Source organism: uncultured Polaribacter sp. (assembly GCF_947495205.1).
Lineage (GTDB): Bacteria > Bacteroidota > Bacteroidia > Flavobacteriales > Flavobacteriaceae > Polaribacter.
The window spans coordinates 124,679-137,603 of the sequence record NZ_CANLXV010000005.1; the positions used below are offsets into that span (position 1 = coordinate 124,679).

The following is a 12,925-nucleotide window of genomic DNA, read 5'->3' on the forward strand; positions in this document are numbered from 1 at the left end:
TTATTTTATTTTCAGCTATTAAAAAGTTCTAGAAAGGTTAAATCCTAAATGAATATCTCCGCCAAAGAAATCTCCAGTAGTTTCTGTAATAAAAGCTTTTTCTACCATTCTTCTAGAATTGGCTAAAATAATCTGAAAAACATGACCACCTGTTTCAATATCAATACCAAAAGCCAAAGAATTTGTAGCATCTATAGATTTTAACTTATCAAATTGAGGAAAATATTCTGCATTTAAAGAAACTCTTTTATTTAATTTGACTCTAGTACCAATACCCAAAGCAAAAATATCATGAGGATCATCAAAAATAGCAGTTAAGTTTCTATGCACATATGTTGGTGTTAATTGAAAAGATAACGAAGAATTTATTTTTTTTGCAATTAAAACCTGTGCAGTGTAAAACAAACTCTCTACAAAACTACGCTCAAAACCTGGTATTGCTTTTTGACTTTTAGCTGCAATACTACCAAATAAAGAAACTGCAACGGGAAAAGAATTTGCCCCAGTTTTTTGCTTTAATAAACTATATTTTAAAAAACCTTCATACGTTTTCTCTACACTTGCTCTACTTAAACCTGCCGTTAAATTATCTGACAAACCATACTCAAAAGAAAAACGAATATTAGAAATATCTAAACCAAATAAGTCTTCTATACCTGTGTTTATTGCACCAAACCTATGTGCAATAATAAATTCTAATTCTTTGTTTTTACGGTTTTCTACAGAATGACCGTTTACAATTCTGGTGCCTTTAAAAGTTGCGGTTACAACATTTTCTGTCTCTGGTGTTTCTGCATCTAGAAGATCTAATAAATCGTCTTGTGCTGCTAGGTGGTAACTAAATAAAGTTAAAAAAGTAAAGGTTAGTATTTTTTTCATGTGTTATTTTTTAAAAGGTTGATGATTGAAGTTAAAGCTTATTTTGATTTGTTTTGCAATGTTTTTTTCTACTACACTTGGTATTTCTACACCAAAATCAGACAAAGTAATAAAGAAACTTCCTTTCATATAAATTGCATCGTCTTTTTTCTTGGCCAATGTTTCTACCGTAAGCTCTTTGGTAACACCATGTATGGTTATTTTACCTTTTACCTGCACTTTAGATTCTGTATTAGAAATTGTTTCAAAATTTAAAATTTTACCTCTAAAAGTTGCTTTAGGATATTTGTCTGACTCTACATAGTTTTCATTAAAATGTTCTTGCATTAATGCTTTTTCAAACATAAAAGATTTCATTAAAATAGAAATTGCCATTTGTTTTTTAGATGCATCTACAATACTTAAAACCTGATTGTTTTTTGCTTCTATATTTTCTAAAGGCGACTCAGAAAAAAAGGTTATTTGTCCACTTTTGGTTAAATATCTTTCTTGCGCATTTATTACAAAGACTGTAAATAGACATAAGAATACTGTATATAAATTTTTCATTACTTTTTTTGTTTTAATTAGTTATTACGCATTTTACAAGTACTACATCCATTAAAAAACCAGTACAAATTCCTTTTAAAGTTATTTGTCGCCCTTTTTTAATTTTAGAAATATTTTTAGTTTCCTGTGGTGTTAAATGACATAAAATAGTTGCAAAATCGTCATTTGTTTGCAAAATTATTATACCTGTGTTATTTTCTATCTTGGTTTCTGAAACAATACCTTTTACTTGTATTATTTTTTCTAAATATTTAGCATTTGCAACAGCTTCATCAGTTGTAAAATCTGCAAGTATTTGGTCTGCAGAAAGTACGACATCTGCCTTTTCTGTTGCAACATTAACATGAGGTTTATTGTAAATTTTATAGCCTATAAATGCTCCAAGAAAAGCTAAAATTAATGCAGAAATTATAATTTTCTTTAGTTTCATATTTACCTTTTAGTTATCTAATGCGCCTTGGCTAACCCAATCTACTATTAATTGCATTTGAGCATTTGGTAAAGGACCTCCTTGAGGCATTGTACCATTACCTACTCTAGTACTTACTCTTTCTGCTCTTGCTTTTACTTCTTCAAAATTTCTTAAATTGGGAAAAATACTTCTTGTAGCTGGAGAATGGCAAACCACACATCTGGCATCAATAATAGGTTTTACATCATCTGCAAAAGAAATTACTGGAGCCATATTTGGGTCTACAACTTCTCCTTCTTCTGCTGGTTCTATTACCATTCTTTCTTCTTCTACATTAGAAACACAAGATGCTATAAAAAGGCCTAAACCAAAAATTATAAATACTCTTTTCAAATTCCACTCATTTTTCATTTTAATATGTTTTAAAAGTTAATATTACAAAGTAACTATATAATGGTCTAATGTTTTCTATTTTACTTACTCAAGAGGAAAATAAAATGTTAAAAAGGAAAAAAAGCACTTAAATATTTTAGAAAAACAACTTATTGCTACATATTTAACCATTGTTTAAACTCGGCCGCCTTATTTTTACTGATAATTATTTCTTCTGAAGTTTTAGACTGTAATAAAATTTTAAGTTGACTATTACCATATTTAATAATTTTATCTATTGCAGTAATGCTAATTATAAATTGTCTATTCGCCCTAAAGAATAATGTATTATTTAAATTGGTATACATGTCATCTAAACTAGCGTTTGTAGTAGATCTTTTTCCACTAAAACATACTACATAAGTAATGGTGTTTTCTGTATAAATATATGCAATTTCTTTAATTGGTATGGGCACCAACTCATTTCTAACATAAGTTAAAATACGTTGTTTTTCTTTTTCTAAAACCTCTTCTGTACCTTCATTCTCGTTCGTATTTTCAATTTCCGTTTGCTCCTCTTCTATTATTTTATCTTTATAAGATAACAAATCTGTATTTAGCTTAGATAAGTTTACAACTTCTGATGTTAACGAGGAGTTTTGAAGCTCTAACTGTTTTTCATATCTACTTCCTATAAAACGTACGGCTACAAAAGACAAACCAATAACCAATATTCCCATAATTAAAAAAATGAGATAAAAATTACTTTTTAAGGTATTCATTTGCTCTGAAATAAGATTCATATTTACATGTGCAGCTACTAATAAATCTACTTTTTTTAAAGGTGCAATATGTATAATTTCTGAAGTTTCTTTTTCTTTTACATTTCTATTTACAAAAATTTCATATAAATCTTCTGAATTATTTTTACCTTCTAAAGATGCCAATAAACTTTGGTTAGAGTTTACATTTTGCCCAATTTTAGTAATATCTGGATGAGCCACCTCTTTACCACTCCAATTAAAAACACTTAAAAACCAACCATCTTTACTGCTTTCTGTAATAATTTCTTGTATATTTTTTACAATATCTTCTTTAGAAACACCTTTGGCAAGTTGATAGTCTAACAAACTTGCTACTTCTTTTGCCTCTCTTCTACTAGATTCTACTTGAACTTCTATAAGCTGATTGGCACTCGCCTTAATAAAATATTGAACTGATATAGAAGCTACAACTAAAAAAACAATAGCTATTGCAATAAAGGTTAAAAAATAAAGTCTATCTTTTTTCATGTATTTTAGTAAAATTGAAAGATAATAATAATCTTTTTAGTTTAAAAACTTCCGCTTAAAATGATTTTTTTCCTTTTGGTAGTAATTATGCGTTTTATTAGCTAAAATTTTGTTTAATTTGACATGATTAAATGAAAACCTTTAAAAAAATACTCTTATTTGTTTCCTTAATAACTCTTATTATTTGGAGTTTTTGGGCTACTTTATCCGTGAATAAATCATCAGAAAAAAATTTAGAAAAAATAAATTCTGATTATAACCTAGATTCAAATGATTTAGTTGCTAATTTTGTAAATAATACTGCCAAAGCAAATGGTAATTATGTAGGCAAAATTATAGAAGTTACGGGTTATGTCAAGCAAATAAGTTTTCTTAATAATAGAAAAACAGTAATTTTATACACTAAAAACCAAAACTATGGTGTTATTTGCGATGTAAGCAATAACCAATTAGATAAGTTAAAAACCTTAAAAAAACATCAAAAAATAACCGTTAAAGGCACTTGCAAAGGATTTTTAATGGATGTAATTTTACTAAACTGTTATATAGATTTAAAAACAAATGAATAAAATAGCGTTTCTTTTATTACTTTTTACAATTTTTAATCCTTCCAAAGAAAATAATAAGCAACAATATATTGCAAGGCAAGGACAAGTTACTTTTTTCTCCTATACTTCTGTAGAAAATATAGAGGCAAAAAACAATCAGGTTTTAAGTATCATAGATTTAGAAAAAAAAGAAATTGCAGTAAGCATGTTAATGCGTGCCTTTGTCTTTAAAAAAGATTTAATGTATGAACATTTTAATGAAAGTTATATAGAATCTGACCTATATCCACAAGCAAATTTTAAAGGAAAACTTGTAGATTTTGATGTAAATTTAGCCAAACAAACTAGTACTATAAAAGGTACTTTAACCATACATGGAATAGCCAAAGAAGTTGCCATAAAAACAATGATAGAAAACAAAAATAATAACTATAAGTTAACGGGAGAATTTATTGCTGCTGTAAAAGATTTTAACATAAAAATACCTGCAATACTTTCTAGTAATATTGCAAAAACAATTAATTTAAAATTTAGATTTCAATACCAGCCTTATGAAAACTAAACACTTCTTTAAAATTTTAAGTCTATTCTTAATCATCTCTGTGAATGTAAATGGGCAAGATTTATTAAAGCAATTGCAAAAAGAGTTACCCAATACTTACCATAAAACCATTGGTACTTTTAAAAGTACCAGAATTGGTTTAGGACACTCTGTAGAAACTAGAAAAAAAGGCGCTTTACAACTTTCTTTATATAACAGATATTGGAACAAACCAACTGCTACCAGTCAGCGTTTTTTGGCAGACGAAGTTACCACACGTTATGGTTTAGACTATGCTTTTACAGATAAATTTACTGCAGGTATAGGTTACACAAATTTTGATAAAATTACAGACGGATTTTTGAAATACAATTTATTTCAACAAACAAAAGGAATTAAAAAAATGCCCATAAGCATTACGCTTGTGCAAACATTTTCTCACATATCTTTAATAAACGCAAATAATGATAATTTTTATGATAGCAATGCTAGCGAAAAGTATGGTTTTGCTAGTCAGCTATTAATTGCTAGAAAAATAAATCGTCTTTTTTCACTTCAAATTGCACCAACATTGGTTTACAGAACAGAAACATCTGTAGCTTCCAATGATCCTGGTACTCATTTTGCTTTAGTTTTTGCTGGTAGACATAAAATTGGTAAACACACAAGTATTGTTTCAGAATATGGTTACGTGGCAAATCCTATTAAATCTGTAGATACTTTTAATACATTTATGGCTGGTATTAATTGGGAAATTGGAGATATAATGGCACAATTTCATGTAACTAATGCTAGAAATTATGCAGAAGATGTGTTTTTAACACAAACGGCAAATAACTTTAATTTTAAGGATCCTAATTTACATTTTGGTGTAAATGTTACCTATATTTTACATACCAAAAAGAACAAAGTGAAATAGTTACACTATAATACCGCAAATAACAAAGCATCCAAATATTATTTGGATGCTTTTTTTAGTTGAATTAACCATATTACTATTTACTCAAATACATTTTTCTTCTAGAATATAAATCGTAAAATTCATCATCTTTTAAACTATCTATAAACAAGATACTTTCTCCTGTAGATTTCATTTCTGGTCCTAAACGCTTATCTACATTAGGAAATTTATTGAAAGAAAATACAGGTTGCTTAATTGCAAAACCATCTAATTGTGGGTTAAATGTAAAGTCTGTTACTTTTTTCTCTCCTAACATTACTTTAGTTGCATAATTTACATATGGCTCTTTATACGCTTTTGCAATAAAAGGCACTGTTCTAGATGCTCTTGGGTTTGCTTCAATAATATAAACGGTATCATCTTTAATAGCAAATTGTATGTTTATTAAACCAACCGTTTTTAATTCTCTAGCAATAGTATGTGTATGATCTTTAATTTGTTGCATTACAAATTCACCCAAATTAAAGGCTGGTAAAGTTGCGTTAGAATCTCCAGAATGAATTCCACAAGGTTCTATATGCTCCATAATACCAATAATGTACACATTTCCATCAGCATCACAAATTGCATCTGCTTCTGCCTCAATTGCACCGTCTAAATAATGGTCTAATAGTAATTTATTTCCTGGCATTCTGCCTAATAAATCAACTACATGTTCTACCAATTCTTCTTTATTGATTACAATTTTCATTCCTTGACCACCTAAAACATAAGAAGGTCTTACCAAGATTGGGAAATTTAATTCATCTGCTAAAGCTAAAGCTTCGTCTGCAGTTTCTGCGATACCAAATTCTGGATAAGGAATTTTATTGTCTTTTAACATTGCAGAAAATCTACCTCTATCTTCTGCAATATCTAGTGCTTCAAAAGAAGTACCAATAATTTTAATACCGTATTTGGTTAATTTTTCTGCTAATTTTAGTGCGGTTTGCCCTCCCAATTGTACAATAACTCCTTCTGGTTTTTCATGACGAATGATATCATAAATATGTTCCCAAAAAACAGGCTCAAAGTATAATTTATCTGCAGTATCAAAATCTGTAGAAACCGTTTCTGGATTACAATTAATCATAATGGTTTCATAACCACATTCTGCAGCCGCTAAAACTCCATGCACACAACAGTAATCAAATTCTATACCTTGTCCAATTCGGTTTGGTCCAGAACCCAATACTATAATTTTTTTCTTATCGGTAACAATACTTTCATTTGCAATGGTAATTTCTCCGTTTGCAGATTCAATTTCGTTTTCGAAAGTTGAGTAATAATAAGGTGTTTTTGCCGTAAATTCTGCAGCACAAGTATCTACTAATTTAAAAACACGTTGTATTTTTAATGTTTCTCTTTTTGTATATACTTCAGATTCTAAACAATCTAGCATGTGTGCTATTTGTCTGTCTCCATATCCTTTTTGTTTTGCTTCTAACAATAAATCTCTTTCTATAGTATCTATTGTATAGGTAGCAATTTCTTTTTGAAGTTGAAACAGCTCTTCATATTGCTTTAAATACCACATGTCTATTTTTGTGATATCGTATATTTTACTTAGCGGAATTCCAATAGCAATGGCATCATAAATCGCAAAAACCCTGTCCCAACTTGCGTGGGTTAATTTATCTATAATTTGGTTGTAATCTGTATAGCCTTTTCCGTCTGCACCTAAACCATTACGTTTAATTTCTAAAGATTGTGTTGCTTTGTGGAGTGCTTCTTGAAAACAACGCCCAATTCCCATTACTTCTCCAACGGCTTTCATTTGTAAACCTAAAGTTCTATCAGATCCTTCAAATTTATCAAAATTCCAACGAGGTATTTTTACAATTACATAATCTAAAGTTGGCTCAAATAAAGCAGATGTAGATTTTGTAATTCCGTTTTCTAATTCGTCTAAAGAATAACCAATTGCTAATTTTGTTGCTACTTTGGCAATAGGATATCCAGTTGCTTTACTAGCTAAAGCTGATGATCTAGAAACACGTGGATTAATTTCAATTGCAATAATTTCTTCTTTTTCGTCTGGCGAAACTGCAAATTGTACATTACAACCACCTTCAAAATCTCCAATAGAACGCATCATATGAATTGCCATATCACGCATTTTTTGGTAAGTTTTATCAGAAAGTGTCATTGCTGGTGCAACTGTTATAGAATCTCCTGTATGAATTCCCATAGGATCCATATTTTCTATAGAACAGATAATTACAACGTTATCATTTTTATCACGCAATAATTCTAGTTCATATTCTTTCCATCCCATCATTGCTTTATCAATCATCACCTCATGTATTGGTGATGCTTCTAAACCTCTTCTTAACAATTCGTCAAAATCTTCTGGATCATATACAATTGATGCCCCTGCACCACCTAATGTATAAGAAGAACGAATTACTAATGGAAAACCAAACTCTTGTGCAATTTCTTTACCTTTTAAGAAAGATGTTGCTGTTGCTTGTGGTGCCATTGGCACGCCAATTTTAAGCATTAATTCTCTAAATTGTTCTCTATCTTCTGTAACATTAATTGCATCAATATCTACACCAATTAATTTTACATCAAAATCTTTCCAAATACCTTTATCATCTGCTTCTATACATAAGTTTAATGCAGTTTGCCCACCCATTGTTGGTAAAACGGCATCAATTTGCGGATGTTCTTTTAAAATCTGAATGATAGATTTTGTAGTTAAAGGCAACAAATACACATGATCTGCCATAGACGGATCTGTCATTATTGTTGCTGGATTAGAATTGATTAAAATAGTTTCTATACCGTCTTCTCTTAAAGATCGTAAAGATTGAGAGCCCGAATAATCAAATTCACAGGCTTGTCCTATTACAATCGGTCCAGATCCTATAATTAATATTGATTTTAAATCTTCTCTTTTTGGCATGATAAATTGTTGTATTATATGAGTTTGTAAAAATAATTATCTGTTAAGTATAAAAAAAGGTGTTACTAAAAATAGCAACACCTTAATTATTAACAAATTGTTAATCATTATATTATCTTTTATGTCTAGATTCTGAAGACACAGAAATTTTCTTTCTTCCTTTAGCTCTTCTTCTAGCTAAAACTTTTCTTCCATTTGCAGAAGCCATTCTTTCTCTGAAACCATGTTTGTTTCTTCTCTTTCTTTTAGATGGCTGGTAAGTTCTTTTCGGCATTATATGTATTTTTAAATGACTTCTTTAATTATTTTAATGCGTGTGCATTATGCTCTTTAAAAGCGTGTGCAAATATACAACTGTTTTTATTTTAGACAAACACTAATTGAAAAAAAATGAAATTATTTTTTATTTCTAATTTATTAAGAATAAATCGCCTGTTTTTTACGAAAGAAACCCAACAAACCAAGCAATAAATTATTGCAATGTAAAGTATAATTTCAAATATAAACCTACGTTTCTAATTTAAAATAACAAATGTTTAGTTTTTATGCATTCATAATCTTAAAAATCTTTTCTACTTTTTTTATTTGACAGAATTTTTAGAGTTAGTACTTTTGCGCAAACCTAAAAACACCATGAGTAATACTAAATACGTTTTTGTAACAGGAGGCGTAACATCTTCACTAGGAAAAGGAATTATTGCAGCATCTTTAGCCAAACTTTTACAAGAAAGAGGTTTTTCTGTAACCATTCAAAAACTAGATCCTTACATTAATATAGATCCAGGAACTTTAAATCCGTACGAACATGGTGAATGTTATGTAACAGATGATGGCGCAGAAACCGATTTAGATTTGGGCCATTATGAACGTTATTTAAACATACCAACTTCTCAAGCAAACAATGTTACCACAGGTAGAATTTATCAATCTGTAATAAATAAAGAGCGTAAAGGTGAGTTTTTAGGAAAAACAGTACAAGTAATACCACATATTACAGATGAAATTAAACGTAGAATTCAGCTTTTAGGTGAAACAGGAGATTACGATATTGTAATAACAGAAATTGGTGGAACCGTTGGTGATATAGAATCTTTACCTTACGTAGAATCTGTAAGACAAATGTTGTGGGAAAAAGGCGAAGAAAATGCCATTGTAATTCACTTAACATTAGTGCCTTTTTTAGCTGCTGCTGGAGAATTAAAAACAAAACCAACACAGCACTCTGTAAAAATGTTAATGCAAAGTGGTGTAAGTCCAGATATTTTAGTGTGTAGAACAGAGCATGATATTTCTGATGATATCAAACGTAAATTAGCCTTATTTTGTAATGTTAAAAAAGAAGACGTTATACAATCTATAGATGCAGAAACTATATATGACGTACCTAATTTAATGTTAGAAGAAGGTTTAGATACTGTAGTTTTAAAGAAATTACAATTAGAATCTACAAAAGAACCTGAGTTAAAGGTTTGGAATCAGTTTTTACAAAAGCATAAGAATCCTATTTCTGAGGTAGAAATTGCCTTAATTGGTAAATATATAGAGTTACACGATTCTTACAAATCTATTACAGAAGCTTTTATACATGCAGGCTCTTCTAATGAAACCAAAGTAAAAGTACGTTGGGTGCATTCTGAAAGTTTAACGCCTAAAAACTTTGAGAAAAAATTACAAGGCGTAAATGGTATTTTAGTAGCACCTGGTTTTGGAGATAGAGGTATTGAAGGTAAAATTAGAGCTGTAAAATATGCAAGAGAAAATAATATTCCGTTTTTTGGTATATGTTTGGGTATGCAAATGGCAGTAATTGAATTTGCAAGAAATGTATTAAATCTTGAAGGTGCTTCTTCTACAGAAATGAACAAAAGCACCAAACACCCTGTGATTAACTTAATGGAAAGTCAAGAAAAAGTAACCGAAAAAGGTGGTACAATGCGTTTGGGTGCTTGGGATTGTAAATTAAACACAAAATCTAACGTATATAAAGCGTATAATTCTGAATTCATAAGCGAAAGGCACAGACATCGTTTTGAATTTAATAACGATTATTTAACACAAATAGAAAAAGCTGGAATGAAGGCTGCTGGTACCAATCCTAAAACAGGTTTGGTAGAAGTGGTAGAAATACCAAAACATCCTTGGTTTGTTGGTGTGCAATATCACCCAGAATATAAAAGTACGGTTTTAAAACCACATCCTTTATTTGTAAACTTTATTAAAGCTTCTTTAAAATACTCAAAAAAAGTATCAAACTAAAAAAGAAATTTAAAGTAACTTTTTAGGAACACTATTTGAACGATTAAGGAGAGTAATAACAAATACAGCAAAATCTACTAATTAGAACAACCTTTTGCTACATTTGTCCGTTTTTATTTCAAAAAAGAAATATTTAATGACAAATTGACAATTTAAAATAACACATGGAACAAAAAAAATTCGATTTAAATTCTTTTATAGGAATGATTCTTTTAGGAGGAATTGTTTTCTGGTGGATGAGTACAAATCAACCAGAAGAAACTTCTACAACAGCGCAAACTGCTGCACCTATAAATAACAACAATGCTTCAACAAATACAGCAATAAGTGAAACTGCTTTTGCAAATGATTCTATAAAACAAGTTGCATTACAAAATAAGTTGGGTGCATTTGCTCAAAGTGCAATTACCGCTTCAGAAGGTGTTTCTATTTTAGAAAACGAAGTTTTAAAATTAACAGTAAGCAACAAAGGTGGCCAAATTATAGAGGCATTAATAAAAAATTACCAAACTTATAATGCTTTACCTTTAAAATTAATTAAAAATAATAACGCATCTTTTAATATTAATTTTGGCACAACAGACAATCGTATATTAAATACTAAAGATTTATACTTTACGCCAACAATTACTAAAAACGGAGCAAATACTGTAGTTTCTTTAAAATTAAAGGTTTCTGAATCGCAATTTTTAGAATACCGTTACGAAATGAAACCTAATAATTATATGGTAGATTTTGCCATAAGATCTCAAGGTTTAAGCAACGTAATTAACGCATCTAACCCTATTAATTTAGATTGGTCTTTAAAAGGTTACAGAAACGAAAAAAGTTTAAAAACAGAAAACACCATGTACTCTCACTTATACTATAAAGATAGTGATGATGTAGATGATATAAGTGCTGGAAAATCTGAGGTTTTAAATGATGTGGATTGGGTTGCTTACAAACAACACTTTTTTACCTCTAACTTATTAACCAACAAACCTTTTAAAAACGCTACAATTACTTCTACAGATTTAGTTCTTAATGAAGAAATAGACACCGTTTTTACTAAAAAATACGAGTTAAAAACTCCTTTAGAATTAGCAAACGGCGAGTTAAATTATGAAATGCAATGGTTTTACGGACCAAGTGATTATAATTTATTTAGCAAAGACCAATTTGCAGGCACAGACTTAGATAAAACAGCAGATTTAGGTTGGGGAATTTTCGGTTTTTTAAACAGAACTATTTTTTACCCTGTTTTTAATTTCTTAAAAGGATTTTTATCTAACTACGGATTAATTATTATATTAATGACAATTGTTGTTCGATTAATAATGTCTCCTTTAGTTTACAAATCTTATTTGTCTAGTGCAAAAATGAAAGTTATTCGTCCGGAATTAACAGCTTTAAATGAGAAATATCCTGGTAAAGAAAACGCTATGAAACGCCAGCAAGAAACCATGGCAATACAGCGTAAAGCAGGCGTTAGTATGTTATCTGGTTGTATACCAGCCTTATTGCAAATGCCAGTTTTCTTTGCGTTATTTAAGTTTTTTCCAACCAACTTATCTTTAAGACAAGAAAGTTTTTTATGGGCACCAGATTTATCTTCTTATGATACTATTTTTAAACTTCCGTTTTCAATTCCTTTTTATGGAGATCATGTTAGTTTATTCCCAATTTTAGCTTCTGTTGCTATTTTCTTTTACATGAAAATGAACCAGAGTCAGCAAGCAAATATGCAAGCGCCAACGCAAGAAGGTATGCCAGATATGAGTAAGATGATGAAGTATATGATTTACTTCTCTCCTATTATGATGTTATTCTTCTTTAACAATTATGCAAGTTCTTTAAGTTTGTATTACTTTATTTCTAACTTACTAACCATAGCAATAATGTTAGTAATTAAGAATTTTGTTATTGATGAAGATAAAATTCACGCACAAATAGAAGAAAATAAAAAGCGACCAGAAAAGAAAAAGTCTAAATTTAGACAACGAATAGATGACGCTATGAAGCAAGCGCAAGAGCAACAAGCACAGCAAAAAAAGAGAAAATAATTACTTTATATAAAGCAACTAAAAGCGTTAATATTTTAAAATATTAACGCTTTTTTTATTGGTTTTTTAATTTTATTCAGAAAAATAATAACTAAATAAACATTTAATGAGTTCAATACTAATTTTATTGTAAATTAATTTTCTGATTTAATTGCCTATTCTTTTTTAACCACAAAGTCT

The 12,925-nt window shown here is 29.5% G+C and carries 12 protein-coding genes; 5 read left to right on the forward strand and 7 right to left on the reverse strand.

Features of this window, described 5'->3' with window-relative positions:
• Positions 1 to 18 precede the first annotated feature (18 nt).
• From Q0762_RS06485 to Q0762_RS06505, 5 genes are all read right to left on the reverse strand, one after another.
• Complete coding sequence (locus Q0762_RS06485) at positions 19 to 879, reverse strand: DUF5777 family beta-barrel protein (protein ID WP_298765017.1); 861 nt, start codon at positions 877 to 879, stop codon at positions 19 to 21.
• 3 nt (positions 880 to 882) lie between these two features.
• Positions 883 to 1,428: a YceI family protein gene (locus Q0762_RS06490; RefSeq protein WP_298765020.1), complete on the reverse strand. Its 546-nt coding sequence runs from the start codon at positions 1,426 to 1,428 to the stop codon at positions 883 to 885.
• A 13-nt stretch (positions 1,429 to 1,441) separates the two neighbouring features.
• Positions 1,442 to 1,858 carry a hypothetical protein gene (locus Q0762_RS06495; protein WP_298765023.1) on the reverse strand — a complete coding sequence of 139 codons (417 nt, stop codon included), beginning with the start codon at positions 1,856 to 1,858 and terminating at the stop codon, positions 1,442 to 1,444.
• Positions 1,859 to 1,867: 9 nt separating this feature from the next.
• Entirely contained in the window at positions 1,868 to 2,233 is a 366-nt protein-coding gene (locus tag Q0762_RS06500; protein ID WP_298765026.1) for a hypothetical protein, read from the reverse strand.
• A gap of 155 nt (positions 2,234 to 2,388) precedes the next feature.
• A complete protein-coding gene (locus Q0762_RS06505; RefSeq protein WP_298765028.1) occupies positions 2,389 to 3,504 on the reverse strand; it encodes a LytTR family transcriptional regulator DNA-binding domain-containing protein in 1,116 nt (371 codons plus the stop codon).
• 131 nt (positions 3,505 to 3,635) lie between these two features.
• On the opposite strand from Q0762_RS06505, the gene Q0762_RS06510 reads away from it, so the two are divergent.
• Genes Q0762_RS06510 through Q0762_RS06520 form a run of 3 tightly spaced genes read left to right on the forward strand, consistent with a single transcriptional unit; the run spans position 3,636 to position 5,512 of the window.
• The gene (locus Q0762_RS06510; protein WP_298765029.1) at positions 3,636 to 4,073 is read left to right on the forward strand and encodes a hypothetical protein; all 438 of its coding nucleotides are present in this window, start codon (positions 3,636 to 3,638) and stop codon (positions 4,071 to 4,073) included.
• Positions 4,066 to 4,614 (forward strand): YceI family protein, encoded by a 549-nt coding sequence (locus tag Q0762_RS06515; RefSeq protein WP_298765031.1) that lies wholly within the window; start codon positions 4,066 to 4,068, stop codon positions 4,612 to 4,614. The genes Q0762_RS06510 and Q0762_RS06515 overlap by 8 nt, the downstream gene beginning before the upstream one ends.
• Positions 4,604 to 5,512: a DUF5777 family beta-barrel protein gene (locus Q0762_RS06520; protein ID WP_298765032.1), complete on the forward strand. Its 909-nt coding sequence runs from the start codon at positions 4,604 to 4,606 to the stop codon at positions 5,510 to 5,512. Before Q0762_RS06515 ends, Q0762_RS06520 begins: the two co-directional genes overlap by 11 nt.
• 76 nt (positions 5,513 to 5,588) lie before the next feature.
• Here Q0762_RS06520 and carB read toward each other — a convergent pair whose 3' ends face one another.
• Positions 5,589 to 8,444 (reverse strand): carbamoyl-phosphate synthase large subunit, encoded by a 2,856-nt coding sequence (gene carB, locus Q0762_RS06525; protein WP_298765035.1) that lies wholly within the window; start codon positions 8,442 to 8,444, stop codon positions 5,589 to 5,591.
• A 112-nt stretch (positions 8,445 to 8,556) separates the two neighbouring features.
• Positions 8,557 to 8,718: a 50S ribosomal protein L34 gene (gene rpmH, locus Q0762_RS06530; protein ID WP_088324822.1), complete on the reverse strand. Its 162-nt coding sequence runs from the start codon at positions 8,716 to 8,718 to the stop codon at positions 8,557 to 8,559.
• Positions 8,719 to 9,077: 359 nt separating this feature from the next.
• On the opposite strand from rpmH, the gene Q0762_RS06535 reads away from it, so the two are divergent.
• Both Q0762_RS06535 and yidC read left to right on the forward strand, forming a co-directional pair.
• The gene (locus Q0762_RS06535) at positions 9,078 to 10,700 is read left to right on the forward strand and encodes a CTP synthase (protein WP_298765046.1); all 1,623 of its coding nucleotides are present in this window, start codon (positions 9,078 to 9,080) and stop codon (positions 10,698 to 10,700) included.
• 164 nt (positions 10,701 to 10,864) lie between these two features.
• Positions 10,865 to 12,745: a membrane protein insertase YidC gene (yidC, locus tag Q0762_RS06540; protein WP_298765053.1), complete on the forward strand. Its 1,881-nt coding sequence runs from the start codon at positions 10,865 to 10,867 to the stop codon at positions 12,743 to 12,745.
• The last annotated feature ends 180 nt before the right edge of the window (positions 12,746 to 12,925 follow it).

What these genes read in the sequence shown, in the direction of transcription:
- Q0762_RS06520 (WP_298765032.1), top strand. Translation starts at nt 4,604, where the DNA reads ATGAAAACTAAACACTTCTTTAAAATTTTAAGTCTATTCTTAATCATC.
- Q0762_RS06485 (WP_298765017.1), bottom strand. Translation starts at nt 879, where the DNA reads ATGAAAAAAATACTAACCTTTACTTTTTTAACTTTATTTAGTTACCAC.
- Q0762_RS06535 (WP_298765046.1), top strand. Translation starts at nt 9,078, where the DNA reads ATGAGTAATACTAAATACGTTTTTGTAACAGGAGGCGTAACATCTTCA.
- Q0762_RS06505 (WP_298765028.1), bottom strand. Translation starts at nt 3,504, where the DNA reads ATGAAAAAAGATAGACTTTATTTTTTAACCTTTATTGCAATAGCTATT.
- Q0762_RS06490 (WP_298765020.1), bottom strand. Translation starts at nt 1,428, where the DNA reads ATGAAAAATTTATATACAGTATTCTTATGTCTATTTACAGTCTTTGTA.
- Q0762_RS06495 (WP_298765023.1), bottom strand. Translation starts at nt 1,858, where the DNA reads ATGAAACTAAAGAAAATTATAATTTCTGCATTAATTTTAGCTTTTCTT.
- rpmH (WP_088324822.1), bottom strand. Translation starts at nt 8,718, where the DNA reads ATGCCGAAAAGAACTTACCAGCCATCTAAAAGAAAGAGAAGAAACAAA.
- yidC (WP_298765053.1), top strand. Translation starts at nt 10,865, where the DNA reads ATGGAACAAAAAAAATTCGATTTAAATTCTTTTATAGGAATGATTCTT.
- Q0762_RS06515 (WP_298765031.1), top strand. Translation starts at nt 4,066, where the DNA reads ATGAATAAAATAGCGTTTCTTTTATTACTTTTTACAATTTTTAATCCT.
- carB (WP_298765035.1), bottom strand. Translation starts at nt 8,444, where the DNA reads ATGCCAAAAAGAGAAGATTTAAAATCAATATTAATTATAGGATCTGGA.
- Q0762_RS06510 (WP_298765029.1), top strand. Translation starts at nt 3,636, where the DNA reads ATGAAAACCTTTAAAAAAATACTCTTATTTGTTTCCTTAATAACTCTT.